This is a genomic window from Pseudoroseicyclus sp. H15, from assembly GCF_054353345.1.
In genome coordinates this window covers 261,648-279,165 of sequence record NZ_JBTHJE010000006.1, presented here as the reverse complement: position 1 = coordinate 279,165, position 17,518 = coordinate 261,648, and the positions used below count along the sequence as shown (strand labels likewise).

Here is a 17,518-nt window from a genome sequence, read left to right as displayed (position 1 = left end):
GGCGGCGCTAGCCCGCCGCCTTCACATCGGCGACGAGACGGCGGATGAGCTTTAGCTCGTCCGCCAGGGATTGTTCGATGGAAAAGGCCGGGTCGGGATCGGCGCCCGGATCTTCCGATTGCAGCTCGACATGGTCGCGCTCGGCGAGGAATGCGTCGATTTCCGGGCTGTCGAGCGCCGCCACGATGCGGACAAGCAGCTTGCGCTGCGCCAGGATACGCCCTTCGAGCGTTTCGTTGCTGATGGTCATGCGGCCCTCCTTGCCCCGGCCGCGTCTTGGCGCGCGGCACCGATGCCGGCACTGGAGGCCGGGGCGGCGCGACAGTCAAGAGAGGGCTAGGGCCTGCGCCAATCGTCGGGGTGCCGGGCGACGCCGACAGGATCCTTGTGGATCAGCACATCCGCCTCGGGATAGGCCGCCACGATCGCGCGCCGAAGCGCGGCGCCGATATCATGGGCCTGCTCCAGCGTCTGGCTGCCGTCGAGCTCGATATGCATGTTCACGAAGAGACGGCTGCCGGAGCGGCGCGTCTTGAGGTCGTGATAGCCGAGCACTCCGGGGAAGTTTCGCGCGATGCGGCCCAGACGCTCGATCATGTCGGGGTCTACCCGCCTGTCCATCAGCGCGTCGAACGCCGTGTGGCCGATGCCGAAGGCGCCGCGCAGCAGGAAGAGCGCCGCGCCGATGGCGACCAGCGGGTCGACCCATGTCCATCCCCAGAGCGCCGAGGCGCCGAGCGCCACCAGCGCGCCGAGGCCGGGGATGAGGTCGCCGGTGTAATGCAGCGCATCGGCCGCCACCACGCGGTTGCCCGTGCGCCGCGAGACGCGCCGCTGCCAGAGCACCAGGCCAAAGGTCAGCGCCAGCGAGATGAGCATGATGACCAGGCCGAAGCCCTCCGCCTCCAGCTTCGGCGGGTCGCCCGAGGCGAGGCGCAGGATGGCGGTGACAAGCAGCAGCAGGCCCGAAACGGTGATGAAGGTCGCCTGGCCCAGCCCCGCGATATCCTCCACCGAAGAATGGCCGAAGGCGTGGTCTTCATCCGCGGGCCGGGCGGCATAGGCGATGGCGATCAGCCCGCCGCCCGACATCAGCAGATCGAGCCCGCTGTCGGCCAGCGAGGCGCCGATGGAGAGCGCCCCCGTCTGCCACAAAGCCCAGAGCTTGAGCAGCACCAGCAGCCCCGCCGTGCCGACGGCGACGAAGCCGGCGGAGAGGTTCATGCGATGTGTGGCGTTGGTCATGGGGCCTCCCTTAGCACCGGGGGCAGGGCGGGCAAGTCAGTCGAGGATTTCGTCTTCCATCACGCCCCAAAGCGCCGTCTTCAGTGCCCAGCCGCGATAGCCGGACACGCTGATGCGGCACCAGTCGCGCGTGCATTCGTCGAGCCGGGCGATCACGCCCTCTTCCAGCTCTGCCACGACGGGCGAATCCTCGTCGGCGCGGCGATGGATGGGGGCGTGGTCCTGCTCCACCAGCACGTTCCGGGTACCCGAGATCAGCGCGTAATGCACCCAGCCGCCAAGGCCCTCGACATCCTCGACCCGGCGCCAGTGGCCGAACTCGGCAGTCACCATAAGCGGCATGCCGCGGCGCACGAATACCCAGTCGATCCGGTGCGAGAGCGAGGGCCCGCGCCGCACATTGCCCTCGGAGGTCTTGAGCGAGACGAAGCGGGGCAGGGGCAGATGCGTGACGGGGCCAAGCTGGTTGCCGGGGTCGGCGCTGGCCAGCTCTGGCGTGGCGGCCTCGTCCTCTTCGTCCTCGGGCGTGACCTCGCCGGGCGGCGGGGCGGCGACGGGCGTGGCGTTCTCGATGGCGGCGACGATGCTGTCGGGCCGGGCCAGCGGGCGCAGCTCGGCGCCGACCGGCGCAGCGGCAAGCATCAGCGCGAGCGCGGCGCACAGCAGCGCTGATGTCTGCCCTCGGCTCTTTGCGCGTTGCCCCATGGTCACTCTCGATTCAGGCCTTGGACCGGCGAGGTTCTTGTGCCCCGTCCGGCGAATGGTGCAATTAGACCAGCAATGACGGTGCAGAAAAGCGGAAGGCGCATCCATGGCGAACAAACCGCTGAGTGTGGTCACGACGCGACGGCTGCCCGAGGCTGTCGAGGCGCGCATGCGCGAGCTCTTCGACGTGAGGTTTCGCGAGGGCGATGACGGCCCGATGACCCGTGACGCCCTGGCCGAGGCGATGCGCGGCGCCGATGTGCTGGTACCGACGCTGTCGGAGCGCATCGACGCCGATCTGCTGGGCGAGGCCGGCGGCAGCCTCAAGCTCATCGCCAATTACGGCGCCGGAGTCGACCATATCGATGTCGGCGCCGCCCGCCAGTGCGGCATCCTCGTCAGCAACACGCCGGGCGTGATGACGGAGGATACCGCCGACATGACCATCGCGCTGATCCTCGCGGTGACGCGGCGCATCCCCGAGGGCCTGGCGATGATGCAGGCCGGCGAATGGTCCGGCTGGTCGCCGATGACGCTGCTCGGCGGGCGCATCGGGGGCCGGGCGCTCGGCATCCTAGGCATGGGCCGCATCGGCCAGGCGGTGGCGCGGCGGGCGCGCGCCTTCGGCATGAGCATTCATTACCACAACCGCAATCGCCTGCGCCCCGAGATCGAGGAGGAGCTGGGCGCGCGCTATTGGGAGAGCCTCGACCAGATGGTCGCGCATATCGACGTGCTCTCGGTCAATTGCCCGCACACGCCCTCGACCTTCCGCCTCATCAACGCCCGGCGCCTGAAGCTGATGAAGCCCTCGGCAGTGATCGTGAACACCTCCCGCGGCGAGGTGGTGGACGAGAACGCCCTGACCCGCGGCCTGCGCGCCGGCGAGCTGGCCGGGGCGGGGCTCGACGTCTACGAGCGCGGCGGCGAGATCAACCCTCGCCTGCGCGAGCTGCCCAACGTGGTGCTGCTGCCGCATATGGGCTCGGCCACGCATGAGGGGCGGCTGGAGATGGGCGAGAAGGTCATCGTCAACATCCGCACCTTCCAGGACGGGCACCGCCCGCCGGACCTGGTGATCCCCTCGCGGGCGTGACTCAGCGGAGCGCCTGCGGCGCATTCCTTAAGTGCGATGAGGGGGCCGTCTGCCCCCGCCGCCATTGGTGCTTGAACCAATGGCGCACCAACGGCGGCTCCCCCGAGGATATTTTAAGAAAAGCGAGGGCAAGAGTGGTGCCCGGCTCCTCCTCGCTTTTCCCGAAATATCCCGGGGGTGAGGCCGCAGGCCGAGGGGGCAGGGCCCCCTAGCCCGGCACCGGCGCCCAGAGAACTGCCTCGATATGGGGCGCCCCCGTCGTAAGCACGACCAGCCGGTCGACCCCCAGCGCGATGCCGGAGGCAGGAGGCATGATCTCCAGCGCCGCGAGGAACTCTTCGTCGAGCGGGAAGGCGCTGCCATAACGGCGCTGGCGCTCTTCCATGTCGGCGGTGAAGCGGGCGCGCTGCTCGGCGGAATCGGTGAGCTCGCCGAAGCCGTTGGCCAGCTCGACCCCACAGGCATAGAGCTCGAACCGCTCGGCATGGGCGGGGTCGCCGGGCCGGCGGCGGGCGAGGGCGGCCTCGCAGGCGGGGTAATGATCGAGGATCGTGGCGCGCCCGAGCCCCAGCTTCGGCTCGACATGGGCGGTGAGGATCTTGGCGAAGAGATCGGCCCAGGTGTCGTCCTCCGCCGCCCGCATCCCCGCGGGCAGGCGGGCGGCGAGGGCGGCGATATCCCCGTTGCCGTCCTCCCCCAGCGTCGCGTCGAGATCCACGCCGGCATGGGCGCGGAAGGCATCCGCCACAGTCAGCCGCTCGGGCGGCAGGGCCGGGTCACATTCCGCTCCGCGCCAGCGCAGGGGGCCGCCGCCGACCTCTCCCCCAAGCCGCAGAAGGGCGGCGCAATCGTCGAACAGCGCCTCATAGGGGGCGCGGGCGCGATACCATTCGAGCAGGGTGAACTCGGGGTGATGCAGCGGCCCGCGCTCGCCGCCGCGCCAGACATGGCCGAGCGAGAAGAGCCGCTCCTCCCCCGCTGCCAGCAGCTTCTTCATGGCGAATTCGGGGCTCGTATGCAGGTACATCTGGCGAGAGCTGCCGTCAGGCAGGGCGAGCAGCGCCCCCAGCCCATGCAGATGCACCTCGTTGCCGGGACTGGCCTGCAGGGCCGAAGGGTCCGCCTCCAGGAAGTCCTCTTTCGCGAACCAGGCGCGGATCTCGGCCAGAAGCCGGGCGCGGGCGCGCAAGAGCGGCGCGCGGGCTTCGTGCCGGGAGGGGTGCCACCAGGGGGTGTCGCTCATTCTCGCGCTTCCGTGCTGGAAATCTATGGTGGTTTCGGCTAGGCCCTCGGCCCACAGAGTTCAATGCTCAGTTCAATGCCCCGAGGGACGGCCCGCGGCGGCGCAGGAGACAATCTTGAAAGTCATCGCCTCTCAGATCCGCAAGGGCAACGTGCTCGACATCGACGGCAAGCTCTATGTCGTGCTCACCGCCAACAACTTCCATCCCGGCAAGGGCACGCCCGTCACGCAGGTCGACATGCGCCGCATCTCCGACGGCACCAAGGTGTCGGAGCGGTGGAAGACCACCGAGGGCGTTGAGCGCGCGCATGTCGAAGAGACGAAGTTCTCCTTCCTCTACGAAGACGGCGAGGGCTTTCACTTCATGCAGCCCGACACGTTCGAGCAGGTCACCGTGCCCGAAGACGTGATCGGCGACGGCAAGGTCTTCCTGACCGACGGCATCGAGGTGATCCTCGCCATCCACAACGAGGTCGCCATCTCCATCGAGCTGCCGCAGAAGGTGGTCGTCGAGATCGAGATGACGGAGCCGGTGGTGAAGGGGCAGACGGCCTCGTCGTCCTACAAGCCCGCCGAGTGCACCAATGGCCTGCGCATCATGGTGCCGCCGCATATCGACGCCGGCACCCGGGTCGTGATCAACACCGACGATCTGAGCTACGTCGAGCGCTTCAAGGAATAAGCCGCCGGGCGGGGCGATGCGGGAGCAGGATCTCTACGCCCCCGTCAAGGCGCTGTTGGAGGCGCAGGGCTACGAGGTGAAGGGCGAGATCGGCGCGGCCGATCTCGTGGCGCTCCGCGAGGGCGACCCGCCGGTGATCGTCGAGCTCAAGCTGTCGTTCTCGCTCGCGCTCGTGCATCAGGGTATCGCCCGGCAGGCGGTGAGCGACGCCGTCTACCTTGGCGTGGCGCGGGGCAAGGGGCGGCGCTGGGTGCAGGCGATGCGGGCGCATCGCACGCTCTGCCGCCGGCTCGGCCTGGGGCTGATCGTGGTGGATGCGGGCAGCGGCCACGTGGAGGTCGCGCTCGACCCCGGCCCCTACCAGCCCCGCCAGAGCGCCCCCCGCAAGACCCGCCTTCTGCGCGAGTTCGCCCGCCGCGAGGGCGACCCGAATACGGGCGGCATGGCCCGGCGCGGTGTGCTCATCACAGCCTACCGGCAAGAGGCGCTGCGTATCGCCGCGCATCTGGCCAGCGCCGGCCCGTCGCGGGGCGCTGACGTGGCGAGGGCCACGGGCGTGGCGCGGGCGACGCGGATGATGGCCGACGATCACTATGGCTGGTTCGAGCGACAGGCGCGCGGCGTCTATGCGCTGACGCCCCGGGGGCAGGCGGAGCTGGGCGAAGAGCCGCCGGAGGCGCCCTGATCACGAAACGCGTGAGGTGGAACAAGGCTGCCGGCCTCGACGTTGTCTTATCAAACGCCCCTCAGCGGGGTGATGAAAGGAGACACGCTATGAATTGGGATCAAGTCAAAGGCCAGTGGAAGCAGTTCAAAGGCAACGCCCAGTCGAACTGGGGTGAGCTGACGAACGACGACATGGACCGCATCGAGGGGGATCGCACCCAGCTCGAGGGCCTCATCCAGGAGCGCTACGGCAAGACCAAGGAAGAGGCTCAGCGCGAAGTCGACGATTGGGCTGCGCGCCAGAACGCCTGAGGTCTGGTGCGGGCGCTCGGAGCCTGATCAGATAGAGATGAGAGGCCGGGTTCCCTTCGGAGCCCGGCCTTTTGCTTGGGTGGTTCCAGACGGTGAGGAGGGTCCTGGAGCGACGTGCCTCATCTCCCACGTCACCGCTCCTTCCCGAGCGTGCAATCAGGGCCGTCAGGCCGCCGCGCGGGCCGGCCCGTCCCCGCGGGCTGGCGCTCTGGTGACGTTGGCGCTCAGTCTTCCGCTAGGAGGGGTGCGGCGGCATAAAGCTGTGTAGCGGGGATGTCGTGGCGCCACCCCACGCGCCGGCGCGCGAGGGCAGCGCTCGGGGACGCTCGGGAAATCCCGCTCTACTTCTTGGTCGTGTACACGTGCTCCGGCCCCGGGAAGCTGCGATCGCGCACCTCCGCGGCGTAGTCCTTCACGGCCTCTTCGATGGCATCCCCCAGCGCCCCGTATTTCTTCACGAACTTGGGCACCCAGGGTGTCAGCCCCAGCATGTCCTCCAGCACGAGGATCTGCCCGTCGCAGGCGGGGGAGGCGCCGATGCCGATGGTGGGGATGTCGACCTCCTCGGTCATCCGCGCCGCCAGCGGCTCCACCACCCCCTCGATCACCACCGCGAAGGCGCCGGCCTCGGCGACGGCGCGGATATCCGCGAGGTGGGCGGGCCAGCTGTCCTCGTCGCGACCTTGCGTCTTGAAGCCGCCGAGCGTGTGGGTGCTCTGCGGCGTGAGGCCGACATGGGCCATCACCGGGATGCCGCGCTGGGTGAGGAAGTGGATCGTCTCCGCCATGCGCGCGCCGCCCTCGAGCTTCACGGCGCCGCACTGCGTTTCCTTCATGATCTCGGCGGCGTTGCGGAAGGCGACGTTCGGGCTCTCCTCGTAGGAGCCGAAGGGCATGTCGACGACGATCAGCGCCCGGCTGGTGCCGCGCACGACGGCGCGGCCATGCATGATCATCAGGTCCATCGGCACGCCGACGGTGCTTTCCATGCCGTGCATGACCATGCCGAGGCTGTCGCCGACGAGGATGAAATCGGCGTAGCGGTCGACGATGGCGGCGGTATGCGCGTGGTAGGAGGTCAGCGAGACGATGGGCTCGCCCCCCTTGCGACGGGCGATCTCGGGCGCCGTGGTGCGGCGGATCTGCTCGGGCTGGACGCTCATGGGTGGATCTCCCGCTGGTCGATGAGAAGGATGCCGCCGAACTCGGCGGAGATCATCAGCCCGAGCGGGCCGGTGACGGCGCCGCTGGCGGGCTCGAAACTGTCCGGGTGCACGATGTCGAGCCCGGTGAGGCGGGCCCGCGGCTCCTCCGCGACGATCTGGCGGACGAGCTCGCCGATGCCCTCGACGGTGGCGCCGCCGCGCGCCACCAGCGCCGCCGCGCCCTCGAGCGCCCTGTGGAGGACGGGGGCGGCGGCGCGATCCTGGGGCGTCAGGCGGCGGTTGCGGGAGGACATGGCGAGCCCGTCCTCCTCGCGCAGCGTGGCGACGGAGCGGATGTCGACGGGCATGTGCAGGTCGCGGACCATGCGGCGGATGACGGCGAGCTGCTGGTAGTCCTTCTCGCCGAACCACGCCGCATCGGCCTGCACGATGTTGAAGAGCTTGGTGACGACGGTGGCGACCCCGCGGAAGTGGCCGGGCCGGACGGCGCCATGGAAGACCCGGGCGAGGGCGGTCGTCTCGACGATTGTCTCGTCGCCGGGCGGGTAGATCTCGGACACGTCCGGCAGGAAGACGGCATCGACGCCGGCGGCCTCGAGCATCGCCAGATCCTCCGCCTCGGTGCGTGGGTAGTTTTCGAGATCCTTGGGGTCGCCGAACTGGGTGGGGTTCACGAAGATGGTGGCGACGACGCGGTCGGAGGCGCCGCGCGCCTCGGCGACCAGCGCCATGTGGCCGGCATGGAGGGCGCCCATCGTGGTCACCAGCCCCACCCGCTGGCCGGCCTGCCGCCACCCGGCGACCTCGGCGCGGATGTCGGCAATGGTGCGGCAGAGTTTCATGCGGCCTCCCCCCAGGTCTCGGCGGCGCCAGAGATAGGGCCCCGGCGCACGGGGGGCAACCGCAGTGCGGGGGAGGGGAGGCGGGTCCGGAGAAACTCCGGCGCAGGCGCAGGGCGATCGCCTGCCCTTGGGGTGTGCACCAACGCCAGGACCGGGCGCCCCGCCCGTAGGGTGGGTTTCCAACCCACCTCACCCCTCTCCACCGGGAGCCTCCCTCTCAGGCGCAGGGCGATCGCCTGCCCTTGGGGTGTGCACCAACGCCAGGACCGGGCGCCCCGCCCGTAGGGTGGGTTTCCAACCCACCTCACCCCTCTCCACCGGGAGCCTCCCTCTCAGGCGCTGGGCGAGCGCCGGCCCGTGGGGTGGCGCTCCGACGGAGCCGCGGTGCGCTTTATGCCGGCCAAACCCCTCCTCGCTCAGAGCGGGGCACCAAGCCCCACCAGAGCGCCAGCCCGTGGGGACGGGCAGGCGCTCGCCCTGCGCCTTTGGCGCGCACCGGGCGGGGGAGCAGCTCGGGCGGGGCGCCACGGCGCAAAGCGGCCACGTCCGTCCCAATTCCGTAGGCCGAGCTTCAGCCCGGCCCACCCCACCTGCCCCAGGATTGAGCCGGAGCTGCCCCATTTGTGCCTGCCTTCGCCGGCACTCCCCGGGGAGGGGAACGGGAGAGGAGGGACCGGTATGATGCTCAGAACGCTCAGCTACTTTGCGCTCACCGCCGCCGTCACCGTGAACAGCGGGCTGGTCACGGGCGGCGAGTCGCCGCTCAACGCCGTCTTCGGCACCGATATCGGCATCGACCTCTCCTCGGGCGATCTCCACGGCATCGACCTCGATTTCCTCGAGGACGTCGCCGCCACGCCCTTCGGGCAGGAGATGTCGCGATACGTCACCGCAATCGTCGGCAACCTCATCAACGACGGCGGCGGCTTCGACGAGTACAACCGTCTCGTCGCCGACGGCTCCGTCCCCCGGCTCTTCCCCGAGGAGCTGACCAACCCCGGCGCCGTGCCAGACACCGTCCCCGGCTACGACGCCTACCTCTCCGAGCTGGAAGCGCAGGACCCCGAGGCGGGCGCGGAGCCGCCCACCATCGTCCAGGTCTCTTCCGGCACCCTGCCCGGGCAGAGCACGACGACGCCCGCGGGCGCCGCCGGCGGCGAGGTGCGCATCCGCCGTGCCGGCGCGCTGGACTGAGCCGCCGCCGGCGCCCCGTCCCCCGCGCCCCCCGCGCCCCCCACGTCGCATTTCGCCCGTGTTGCGTCGCCGCATCCTGCCCTTCGCCCCCCGATCCGCGCCAGAAAGGCGCCGGCAACCCGGGGAATCCTCATGAAGACGCACGTCAAAGCTCTTGTGGTCGGCGGCGGCGCCGTCGGCACCTCCATCGCCTATCACCTCGCCCGCGCCGGCTGGGCCGACGTGATGCTGCTGGAACGCGACGAGCTGACCTCCGGCTCCACCTGGCACGCCGCAGGGCTCCTGCCGCTCTTCAACATGAGCTACGCGACGACCCACATCCACAAGTACTCCGTCGACTTCTACAAGACGCTGGAGGAGGAGACGGGCCTCGACGCCGGCTTCTTCGTCGTCGGCAACCTGCGCATGGCGCAGACGGATGCCCGGATGGACGAGTATCGCCTCTACTCGGCCACGGCGGAGACGGCGGGCGTCCATCACGAGTGGCTGACGCCCGGCGAGATCAAGGAGCGCTGGCCGCTGGTGCGCACCGAAGACCTCAAGGGCGCGCTCTTCCACCCGCAGGATGGCTACATCAACCCCGCCGACGTCACGATGGCCATGGCCAAGGGCGCCCGCCAGCGCGGCGTCATCATCGAGCGCAAGTGGCAGGTGGATGGCTACCGCTGGACGGGCTCCGAATGGGAGGTGACCGTCTCCAAGATGGTCGAGAAGGGCGGCAACCTCGTCGCTTCCGACGAGCAACAGGTGATCCACGCCGAGCATGTCGTGACCGCCACGGGCAACCATGCGCAGCGCACCGCGCGGATGCTGGGCATCAAGATCCCCGCCATCCCGGTCGAACACCAGTTCATCGTCACCGAGCCTGACCCCGCGCTGGTGGAGTTCCGCAAGACCAACCCCCAGCACCCGGTCCTCCGCGATGCCGATGCCAAGTGGTACGTGCGCGAGGAGCGCGGCGGATGGATCCTCGGCCCCTACGAAGAGGGCGCGCCCTCGCGCTTCTCCTTCGGCGTGCCCGACAGCTTCCGCGCCGATCTCTTCCCCCTCGATCTGGAGCGGATCGAGGAGGAATACATGTCCATGATCCACCGCATTCCGAGCTCGGAAGAGGTGGGGCTGAAGGACGATTTCAACGGCCCGATCTGCTACACGCCCGACGGCAACCCGCTCGTCGGCCCCGCGCCGGGGCTGCGCAACATGTGGCTGGCCGAGGGCTTCTCCTTCGGCATCACCGCGGCCGGCGGCACCGGCCATTACCTCGCGCAGATGATGGTGGAGGGCGAGGCCGAGATCGACATGGCGTCGCTCGACCCCAAGCGCTTCGGCCCGTGGATGACGACCGAATACGCCGAGAAGAAGAACGAGGAGGCCTATTCCCACGTCTTCATCCTGCACCACCCCGACGAGGAGCGCCCGGCCGCCCGCCCCCTGCGCACCTCGCCCGCCTATGACCGGCAGAAGGCGCGCGGCGCCCAGTTCGGCGCGGTCAACGGCTGGGAACGGCCGAACTACTTCGGCCCCGTGGATGCGCCCGAGAGCTTCGATCACGACAGCCGCAGCTTCCGCCGCGGCGCGTGGTGGGAATTCGCCGAGGCGGAGGCGAAGGCCGTCCGCGAGACGGCGGGGCTGATCGACGCGACGGCCTTTGCCAAGCACCGGGTGACGGGGCCGGGCGCGGCGGCCTTCCTCGACCATTTCACCACCAACAAGCTGCCGAAGGTGGGGCGCATCAACCTCACCTATGCGCTGACGGCGGCGGGCACGACGCGCACCGAATACACGCTGGTGCGGCTGGCGGAGAACGACTTCTACTGCGTCTCCGCCGGGGCCTGGGCGGCCTATGACGCTGACTATCTGATCAAGTCTGCCGAGGATTTCATGGCCGCCGGCGGCGATTGGGTGGGCATTCAGGACGTGACGACGCAATGGGGCGTCTTCGCGCTGGCCGGGCCGGCCTCTCGCGACATTCTGGCGAAGCTCGTGCGGGATGCCGAGCCGGAGACGGTGCTGGGCAACAAGCGCTTCCCGTGGCTTTCGATGCGGAACATCGAGCTCGGCATGGTGCCAATCATGGCGATCCGCGTGGCCTATACCGGCGAGCTCGGCTGGGAGCTGCACCATCCGATCGAGATGCAGAACCACCTGTTCGACCGGCTGATGGCGGCGGGCGAGCCGCTCGGCCTGAAGCTCGTCGGCGGCCGCGCGCAGAACTGGCTGCGGCAGGAGAAGAGCTACCGCGCCTTCGGCACAGAGCTCGGCCGCGATGCCACGCCGCTAGAAGCGGGGCTCGACCGCTTCGTTGATCTCGGCAAGGCGTTCCACGGCAAAGAGGCGATGGAGGCGCTGGGCGTTCGCGCCAGATGCATCACGCTCCTGATCGACGGCCCGGCGGATGCCGACCCCTGGGGCCGCGAGGCGATCCTCTCGGGCGGCGAGATGGTGGGGCGGCTGACCTCCGGCGGCTGGTCTGTCGCCTTTGGCAAGCAGATCGGCATGGGCTACGTGCCGCCGGCGCTGGCCGAAGTGGGCACGAAGCTGCAGGTGCGGATGATGGGCGAGTTGTACGACGCCGAGGTGGCGGAGGATTCCCCCTACGACCCGAGCAACGCCCGGATCAGGGTGGACGGGTAGGGCGGGGGCTTTCCCGCTCTTGGGGTCAGCGCCTCGCTCGCCCGGCGCCTGCGGCTTGATTCCGGGCGGGGGAGCGGCTCCACTGTCGGCACTCCCCCGTTCGAGGACCTGCCGTGACCCGATCCAAGGCCGATGACTGGTATGCCACCCGCGAGACCTGGGTGGAGGAGCGCAGGCGCCTGCGCGAGATCGTGCGCGCCACCGATGTCACCGAAGGCTGGAAGTGGAACAAGCCCTGCTACACCTGGGGCGAGGGCGACGCCGAGGGCAATGTCTGCGTCGTCTGGGGCTACAAGGATCATTGCGCCGTCGGCTTCTTCCGCGGCGTGCTGCTGAGCGATCCCGAGGGGGTGCTCGTGGCGCCCGGCGAGAACTCCCGGGCGATGCGCAAGCTGGTGTATCACTCGATAGAGGAGATCGAGGCGGGGGCCGAGACGCTGACCGCCTATGTCGAAGAGGCCATTGAGCTTGTGAAGGACGGGCGCGAGGTCGAGCTCGGGCCAGTCGAGCTGGACTATCCCGATGAGCTGGTGGACGCGCTGGAAAACGATCCCGAGCTGCAAGAGGCGTGGGAGGGTCTCACCCCGGGTCGCCAGCGCGGATACGTTCTGCATGTCGGCCAGGCCAAGCAGGCGCAGACGCGGGCGAGACGGATCGAGAAATGGCGCGCGGCGATCCTGGCTGGGAAGGGGATGCATGACCGGTGAGGGCCGTCGAGTGTCCCGCTCCTTGCCCCGCCCGTAAGCGCGCCGCAGCCGCCGGGGAGGCGCCACCCCACGGGCTGGCGCTCGAACGGTGCGGAGAGGACGGTGCCGGTTGGGGGTCGGGTGGCAGACTGAAGCCGCCCTACAGTCGCGGCACCAAGTCCAGCGGTCTGTCAGGCGTCGTCTTCGACCGCCTCGCCGTCATCCGGCACCTCGGCTGTCGGCATGCGGTAGGAGCCTTTCAGCCAGCGGTGCAGGTCGATGTCCTTGCAGCGGGGCGAGCAGAAGGGGCGGTGGGCCGGGTCGGTCGGCTTGGTGCAGATCGGGCAGGCCATCTCAGTCGCCCAGCAGCTCGGGCAAGAGCGGGGCCAGCGGTGCGCGCTCGCGTTTGCGTTGCAATTCGAAGAGGCCCATCTGCGTCCAGCCCACCAGCGAGGTCTCGATGGGATCGGTGCGGAACGAGCCGCGCAGGCTTTGCTCCAGCTGCTTGCGCTGGGCCTTCGGCATCGGTGCGAAATCCACCACGATCTGTCCGCCGAGGCCGCGCAGGCGCAGCTGGCGGGGCAGGGCGCGGGCTGCGGCGAGGTTGGCCTTCAGCGAGGCGGCGGGTGAGGTGTCGCCGCCGGTGTTCACATCCACCGCTACCAGCGCGCGCGTCGCCTCGACGCTCATGAAGCCCTCGCCGAGGTCCACCTCGGCTCGCTCCAGCGCCTCCAGCGCGTCAAGCACGCCTTCACGGGCAAAGCCGCCCGGCTCTGTCACCACATCGGGGGCCGACCATTCGCGCCAGGCCAGCTCGTGGGGGCCGTCGCCCTCCGTCAGACCCTCCGGCTCGCTGCCCTCGGCATCGCCCAGCACGGCGGCGGCGAGGGCCTCCATCGCGGCGATGTCCTCGGCGATCTCGTCGTCCGGAGCGCCCTCGGCGGCGGAGCGCAGGATGATGCCGTGCTCACCTGCGCTCGCCTCCTCGGCGGTGATGCGCAGGCGGGCGCGCTCTTCGTCGTCCTTGATGGCGCGCGAGACGTTGATGCCCGGCGCGCCGGGAGTGACGATGCAGAGGCGCGACTTGAAGAGCAGCCGGTCGGTCACCGGCACGGCCTTGCCGTCTTCCGCCACGCCCGTCACCTGCACCAGCACGGGCTGGCCGGGTTTCAGACCGGAGGCGCCGCGCAGAAAGGCGCGCAAACCCTCGGGGAGCTTCAGGAACATGCCGCCCTGGCCCTTCATCGGCCGGTCGCAAATGCCGCGGAAGATGGCGCCGGGGCGCAGGCTGCCGTCGTCGATCAGCAGGTCGTCGAGGCGGCCGTCGACCATCAGCGCCGCGGCGGCGCGCTCACCGAGGTGATCGAGGATGATGCGGCGGCCCTTCATGCCGGCACCCCGGCGGGTTGCCAGACGGGCACACCGGCGGCCTGCAGCAATTGCGCTGTCTCAAGCAGCGGCAGGCCGACCACGGCGGAGAAGGAGCCCGAGATGAAGGGCACCAGCGCGCCGAACGGCCCCTGGATGCCGTAGCCGCCGGCCTTGCCGCGCCAGTCGCCGGTGGCGAGATAGCCGGCGATTTCCGCCTCGCTGAGGCGCTTTGTCTGAACAATTGTCACGACATCCCGCTCCCACATCCGCTCTGACGTCTTCACCGCGACGGCTGTGATCACCCGGTGACGGCGCCCCGAAAGCAGCTCCAGAAAGCGCCGGGCCTCGGCCTCATCCTCGGGCTTGCCCATGATGCGGCGGCCGAGCGAGACGGTGGTGTCGGCGCAAAGCACGACCTCACCCTCGCCGCAGGGCACCGCGCCCGCCTTTTCGCGCGCCATGCGGCGCACGTAGTCGCGCGGTAGCTCGGCCTTCAGCGGGGTCTCGTCGATATCGGGGGGGCGCACGTCATGCGGCGCCAGCCCAAGCTGCGCAAGAAGCTCAAGCCGGCGCGGGCTGGCCGAGCCGAGCACGAGCGTCTTCGCTGCGGGCATCAAAGCGTCCGGCTTACCGGAAGCGGTAGTTGATCCGACCCTTGGTCAGATCGTAGGGCGTCATTTCAACCTGGACTTTGTCGCCAGCCAGAACACGGATGCGGTTCTTGCGCATCTTGCCTGCCGTGTGTGCGATGATCTCATGGCCGTTTTCAAGCTCGACCCTGAACGTCGCATTCGGCAGGAGTTCCTTCACGACACCAGGAAATTCGAGCGTGTCTTCCTTGGCCATGTGATCTCCATACTTCGTCACCGCTCAAGGCGGATGCGGGCTGATATGATACTCTAGACCAAGGAATTCAAGGCCAGAATGCGGTAGCCGGCCCCGGGGCGAGCCCCGAAACCGGCCACCTAGATCGCGTTCCGCTCACTTTCTGCGGAACACGACCGCACTCCCGCCGTTGAGAGGGTGTGAACGCACTCAATACGGACAGGGAGAACCTCCGTCATGAAAATTACTACCCGCAGCCTGCTGCTTACAACAGCCCTTACCATCCCCGCCGGTGGCGCAGTGATGGCTCAAGATGCCGATGCCGAAGTTTGCGCCGATCTCATGAGCATGATCGAAGCTGATGATGGCACCATGAGCGATGATGACGCCAATCAGATGATGGCCGCTATCGAGGCCGGCGACATCGAGAGCTGCCAGCTCTACCTCGTTCAGTTCGAGGATGACGCTGCCGCCATGGACACCGCCGAAGGCGATGTTGAAGCCGTGGCCGACGAAAGCGTCTCGGAAGATGCCGTCGCCGTCGATAGCGAGCGCACCACCGTGCGTCTGCAGGACGAGGCCGTGATCGAAGGCACCGTCTATCTCGAGCAGACGCCGCCGACCGTCGATATTCAGGGTGGCGACGCACAGGTCGACGTGACCGAGACGGCCCCGAACGTTACAGTGACCGAAGGCCAGGCCAGCATCGTTGTGCGCCAGGCCGCGCCGAACATCACGGTCGACATGCCGCAGCCCACGATCCGCATCGAGCAGCCGGCCCCGGAAATTATCATCACCATGCCTGAGCCGGGCGTTGATGTTGCCACCACCGAGCCCCGCGTCGAAGTGCGCCAGGCCGAGCCGACCATCACGGTCACGCAGGCCCGCCCGCGCGTCGACCTCGAGCTGCAGCGCGCCGACGACGAAGAAAACAGCCCGGGCGTGCAGGTTGCCGACCGCAACACCGGCGACACCTACGAGATGGGTGCCGAGTCCGAGCCGCGCGAGATGAGCGACGCTCAGGTCAACATGAGTGCCAGCCAGCCGACCGTGACCTTCATGGCCAGCGAAGAGGGCGCCAATGTCGACATCCAGCGCACCCAGCCGACGGTGAGCTACGAGAGCGCCCAGCCGAACGTGCAGTTTACCAGCAATGGCGAGCCGCAGATCGACTTCGTGCAATCGGGTGAGGCTACGGTGACCTTCGCGGATGCCGACGGCAATGCGATGGATGCCGAGTCGGGCGATGACGACACGGCCGTCACGGCCATGGGCGAAGAGACCGACACGGAGGCCATGGGCGAAGACGCCGACATGGAGGAGATGGAGCCCGCTGACGAAGACACCAGCGAGCAGATCGAGCAGAACGCCGAGGAAGTCGGCAACGATATCGAAGCCGCTGCCGATGAGGCGGGCGACGAGATCGAAGAAGCGGGCGCTGATGTGGCCGCTGCTGCCGACGAAGCCACCGATGAAGTTGGCCAGGAACTCGACGAAGCTGGCAACGAAATCGAAGGCGAAATGGCTGAAGCCGACGCCGAAATGGGCGCCAATGGCGACCTGACGGCCACTGCCGACGACGACATGATGGAAGAATCCATGGGTCCGGACGTCGCGATGGACGGCTACACCCGTGCTGGTATCGGCGAAATCCAGGCTGACACGCTGATCGGTCGTACGCTCTATGGCATCAACGACGAAGCCATCGGCGATATCGGCGACCTCGTGCTCGGCTCCGACGGTTCGATTGAATCGGTCATCGTCGAAGTGGGCGGTTTCCTCGGCCTCGGGGAAACCAACGTCGCCGTTCCGTTCGACACCGTGACGATCCTCTCTTCGGATGCTGGCGATGACGTGCGCGTCTATGCCGACTACACCGAAGACGAACTCGAAGCGATGGAAAGCGTCGACTAACTCTCTGCTTCTAAATGCAGTATCGGGACGGGCCGCCATTTGGCGGCCCGTTTCATATGAGTGACACGACCTGCGGCGGCCCGATACGCTGCTGCTCAGCCCACTGGCCGTGGTTGCTGACATGGCCGGTGGAGCGGGGCAGGGCGATGGCGACCGGGTCTGCCTCGGCGATCAGCCAGCCCGGCACGTCGGCCTGGCCCTCGGCGAGAATTCCGTTCGGCGGCATTCCGGTATCCGGCGGGCAGAAGAGGGCCGGGGTACCCACGCCCACATCGTAGATCTCGCAGCCCTCGCAGGTGCCTAGCAGCGGCGCGTCGATCACGAGGCATTGCTGCTCGATAGCCCGCGCCCGGCAGCTCTGCCGCACGCGAGTCGCCCCGGCCTGAAGGTCGGTGTAGGAGGGCACCAGCAGCATCTCCGCCCCCGCCTCGACCAGCCCGCGGGCGAGCAGGGGGAATTCGCTGTCATAGCAGATCAGCACCCCGATCCGCCCCAGCGCCGTATCGAAGAGATCCAGCGTCTGCCCCGGGATCAGGCCCATCTCGTCGCGCTCGTAGGGCGTGAGGATCGCCTTGTCCTGCTTCGCCGTCTGGCCATCGGGCGTGCAGAGCCATGTGCGGTTGACGATGCCGGCAGCCTGCCGCCAGCAGGTGGAGCCGGCGAGGATATGAACCCCATGCGCCCGCGCCAGATGTGCGTTGAGCGCCGCCCAGGCCTCGGCCCTGTCGGCCAGACGCTCGGCCCAGCCGGCGGCGCTGAGCACCCCGGGCGAGCCGATCAGGCCAGAGGCGACGCCGCCGTATTCGGGATAGATGAGCAGTTCTGCCCCGGCCTTGGCGGCCTCGCTCAGATCGGCGGCCAGCGCGGCTTCCAGCGCTTCCCAGTCGGGCAGCCAGGTGGGCGCGTAGCCCGAAACGGCGATCTTCATCGGTGCGCT

19 protein-coding genes are annotated in these 17,518 nt (G+C 68.7%); 8 read left to right on the top strand and 11 right to left on the bottom strand.

What is annotated here, in order from left to right; translation table 11 throughout:
• Positions 1-7: 7 nt before the first annotated feature.
• The 3 genes from ACXN5S_RS15260 to ACXN5S_RS15250 form a co-directional block, all read right to left on the bottom strand.
• Complete coding sequence (locus tag ACXN5S_RS15260; RefSeq protein WP_458606323.1) at positions 8-250, bottom strand: hypothetical protein; 243 nt, start codon at positions 248-250, stop codon at positions 8-10.
• 86 nt (positions 251-336) lie between these two features.
• The gene (locus tag ACXN5S_RS15255; protein ID WP_458606322.1) at positions 337-1,245 is read right to left on the bottom strand and encodes a cation diffusion facilitator family transporter; all 909 of its coding nucleotides are present in this window, start codon (positions 1,243-1,245) and stop codon (positions 337-339) included.
• A 36-nt stretch (positions 1,246-1,281) separates the two neighbouring features.
• Positions 1,282-1,950 (bottom strand): SH3 domain-containing protein, encoded by a 669-nt coding sequence (locus ACXN5S_RS15250; RefSeq protein ID WP_458606321.1) that lies wholly within the window; start codon positions 1,948-1,950, stop codon positions 1,282-1,284.
• Between the two features lie 106 nt (positions 1,951-2,056).
• Between ACXN5S_RS15250 and ACXN5S_RS15245 the strand changes: the two genes are divergently transcribed.
• Positions 2,057-3,046 (top strand): 2-hydroxyacid dehydrogenase, encoded by a 990-nt coding sequence (locus ACXN5S_RS15245; RefSeq protein WP_458606320.1) that lies wholly within the window; start codon positions 2,057-2,059, stop codon positions 3,044-3,046.
• Positions 3,047-3,254: 208 nt separating this feature from the next.
• Here ACXN5S_RS15245 and epmA read toward each other — a convergent pair whose 3' ends face one another.
• The gene (gene epmA, locus ACXN5S_RS15240) at positions 3,255-4,289 is read right to left on the bottom strand and encodes an EF-P lysine aminoacylase EpmA (protein ID WP_458606319.1); all 1,035 of its coding nucleotides are present in this window, start codon (positions 4,287-4,289) and stop codon (positions 3,255-3,257) included.
• Between the two features lie 115 nt (positions 4,290-4,404).
• Between epmA and efp the strand changes: the two genes are divergently transcribed.
• From efp to ACXN5S_RS15225, 3 genes are all read left to right on the top strand, one after another.
• Positions 4,405-4,971, top strand: coding sequence for an elongation factor P (gene efp / locus ACXN5S_RS15235; RefSeq protein ID WP_458606318.1), 567 nt, complete (start codon positions 4,405-4,407; stop codon positions 4,969-4,971).
• A 16-nt stretch (positions 4,972-4,987) separates the two neighbouring features.
• Positions 4,988-5,656 (top strand): DUF2161 domain-containing phosphodiesterase, encoded by a 669-nt coding sequence (locus ACXN5S_RS15230; protein ID WP_458606317.1) that lies wholly within the window; start codon positions 4,988-4,990, stop codon positions 5,654-5,656.
• 89 nt (positions 5,657-5,745) lie between these two features.
• The gene (locus tag ACXN5S_RS15225; protein ID WP_458606316.1) at positions 5,746-5,949 is read left to right on the top strand and encodes a CsbD family protein; all 204 of its coding nucleotides are present in this window, start codon (positions 5,746-5,748) and stop codon (positions 5,947-5,949) included.
• Between the two features lie 341 nt (positions 5,950-6,290).
• Here the strand turns inward: ACXN5S_RS15225 and panB are convergent, their stop codons facing one another.
• Complete coding sequence (gene panB, locus ACXN5S_RS15220) at positions 6,291-7,112, bottom strand: 3-methyl-2-oxobutanoate hydroxymethyltransferase (RefSeq protein WP_458606315.1); 822 nt, start codon at positions 7,110-7,112, stop codon at positions 6,291-6,293.
• The gene (gene panC, locus ACXN5S_RS15215; RefSeq protein WP_458606314.1) at positions 7,109-7,957 is read right to left on the bottom strand and encodes a pantoate--beta-alanine ligase; all 849 of its coding nucleotides are present in this window, start codon (positions 7,955-7,957) and stop codon (positions 7,109-7,111) included. The genes panB and panC overlap by 4 nt, the downstream gene beginning before the upstream one ends.
• Before the next feature lie 678 nt (positions 7,958-8,635).
• Here panC and ACXN5S_RS15210 point away from each other — a divergent pair.
• From ACXN5S_RS15210 to ACXN5S_RS15200, 3 genes are all read left to right on the top strand, one after another.
• The gene (locus tag ACXN5S_RS15210) at positions 8,636-9,151 is read left to right on the top strand and encodes a hypothetical protein (protein WP_458606313.1); all 516 of its coding nucleotides are present in this window, start codon (positions 8,636-8,638) and stop codon (positions 9,149-9,151) included.
• Between the two features lie 132 nt (positions 9,152-9,283).
• Positions 9,284-11,785, top strand: coding sequence for a GcvT family protein (locus tag ACXN5S_RS15205; RefSeq protein WP_458606312.1), 2,502 nt, complete (start codon positions 9,284-9,286; stop codon positions 11,783-11,785).
• Between the two features lie 113 nt (positions 11,786-11,898).
• Positions 11,899-12,492: a YdeI/OmpD-associated family protein gene (locus ACXN5S_RS15200; protein WP_458606311.1), complete on the top strand. Its 594-nt coding sequence runs from the start codon at positions 11,899-11,901 to the stop codon at positions 12,490-12,492.
• A gap of 170 nt (positions 12,493-12,662) precedes the next feature.
• Here the strand turns inward: ACXN5S_RS15200 and ACXN5S_RS15195 are convergent, their stop codons facing one another.
• Genes ACXN5S_RS15195 through infA form a run of 4 tightly spaced genes read right to left on the bottom strand, consistent with a single transcriptional unit; the run spans position 12,663 to position 14,688 of the window.
• A complete protein-coding gene (locus tag ACXN5S_RS15195; protein ID WP_458606310.1) occupies positions 12,663-12,824 on the bottom strand; it encodes a DNA gyrase inhibitor YacG in 162 nt (53 codons plus the stop codon).
• A gap of 1 nt (position 12,825) precedes the next feature.
• Positions 12,826-13,860, bottom strand: coding sequence for a ribonuclease E/G (locus tag ACXN5S_RS15190; protein WP_458606309.1), 1,035 nt, complete (start codon positions 13,858-13,860; stop codon positions 12,826-12,828).
• A complete protein-coding gene (locus ACXN5S_RS15185) occupies positions 13,857-14,456 on the bottom strand; it encodes a Maf family protein (protein WP_458606308.1) in 600 nt (199 codons plus the stop codon). The genes ACXN5S_RS15190 and ACXN5S_RS15185 overlap by 4 nt, the downstream gene beginning before the upstream one ends.
• 13 nt (positions 14,457-14,469) lie before the next feature.
• Positions 14,470-14,688, bottom strand: coding sequence for a translation initiation factor IF-1 (gene infA / locus ACXN5S_RS15180; protein WP_163894084.1), 219 nt, complete (start codon positions 14,686-14,688; stop codon positions 14,470-14,472).
• Between the two features lie 216 nt (positions 14,689-14,904).
• Between infA and ACXN5S_RS15175 the strand changes: the two genes are divergently transcribed.
• Positions 14,905-16,581, top strand: coding sequence for a PRC-barrel domain-containing protein (locus ACXN5S_RS15175; RefSeq protein ID WP_458606307.1), 1,677 nt, complete (start codon positions 14,905-14,907; stop codon positions 16,579-16,581).
• 52 nt (positions 16,582-16,633) lie between these two features.
• Here ACXN5S_RS15175 and ACXN5S_RS15170 read toward each other — a convergent pair whose 3' ends face one another.
• Positions 16,634-17,509 (bottom strand): nitrilase-related carbon-nitrogen hydrolase, encoded by an 876-nt coding sequence (locus ACXN5S_RS15170; RefSeq protein WP_458606306.1) that lies wholly within the window; start codon positions 17,507-17,509, stop codon positions 16,634-16,636.
• Positions 17,510-17,518 lie beyond the last annotated feature (9 nt).

Coding starts and splice junctions, on each gene's coding strand:
- ACXN5S_RS15260 (WP_458606323.1), bottom strand. CDS start 250: ATGACCATCAGCAACGAAACGCTCGAAGGGCGTATCCTGGCGCAGCGC.
- ACXN5S_RS15255 (WP_458606322.1), bottom strand. CDS start 1,245: ATGACCAACGCCACACATCGCATGAACCTCTCCGCCGGCTTCGTCGCC.
- ACXN5S_RS15250 (WP_458606321.1), bottom strand. CDS start 1,950: ATGGGGCAACGCGCAAAGAGCCGAGGGCAGACATCAGCGCTGCTGTGC.
- ACXN5S_RS15245 (WP_458606320.1), top strand. CDS start 2,057: ATGGCGAACAAACCGCTGAGTGTGGTCACGACGCGACGGCTGCCCGAG.
- epmA (WP_458606319.1), bottom strand. CDS start 4,289: ATGAGCGACACCCCCTGGTGGCACCCCTCCCGGCACGAAGCCCGCGCG.
- ACXN5S_RS15230 (WP_458606317.1), top strand. CDS start 4,988: ATGCGGGAGCAGGATCTCTACGCCCCCGTCAAGGCGCTGTTGGAGGCG.
- ACXN5S_RS15225 (WP_458606316.1), top strand. CDS start 5,746: ATGAATTGGGATCAAGTCAAAGGCCAGTGGAAGCAGTTCAAAGGCAAC.
- panB (WP_458606315.1), bottom strand. CDS start 7,112: ATGAGCGTCCAGCCCGAGCAGATCCGCCGCACCACGGCGCCCGAGATC.
- panC (WP_458606314.1), bottom strand. CDS start 7,957: ATGAAACTCTGCCGCACCATTGCCGACATCCGCGCCGAGGTCGCCGGG.
- ACXN5S_RS15210 (WP_458606313.1), top strand. CDS start 8,636: ATGATGCTCAGAACGCTCAGCTACTTTGCGCTCACCGCCGCCGTCACC.
- ACXN5S_RS15205 (WP_458606312.1), top strand. CDS start 9,284: ATGAAGACGCACGTCAAAGCTCTTGTGGTCGGCGGCGGCGCCGTCGGC.
- ACXN5S_RS15195 (WP_458606310.1), bottom strand. CDS start 12,824: ATGGCCTGCCCGATCTGCACCAAGCCGACCGACCCGGCCCACCGCCCC.
- ACXN5S_RS15190 (WP_458606309.1), bottom strand. CDS start 13,860: ATGAAGGGCCGCCGCATCATCCTCGATCACCTCGGTGAGCGCGCCGCC.
- ACXN5S_RS15185 (WP_458606308.1), bottom strand. CDS start 14,456: ATGCCCGCAGCGAAGACGCTCGTGCTCGGCTCGGCCAGCCCGCGCCGG.
- infA (WP_163894084.1), bottom strand. CDS start 14,688: ATGGCCAAGGAAGACACGCTCGAATTTCCTGGTGTCGTGAAGGAACTC.
- ACXN5S_RS15175 (WP_458606307.1), top strand. CDS start 14,905: ATGAAAATTACTACCCGCAGCCTGCTGCTTACAACAGCCCTTACCATC.
- ACXN5S_RS15170 (WP_458606306.1), bottom strand. CDS start 17,509: ATGAAGATCGCCGTTTCGGGCTACGCGCCCACCTGGCTGCCCGACTGG.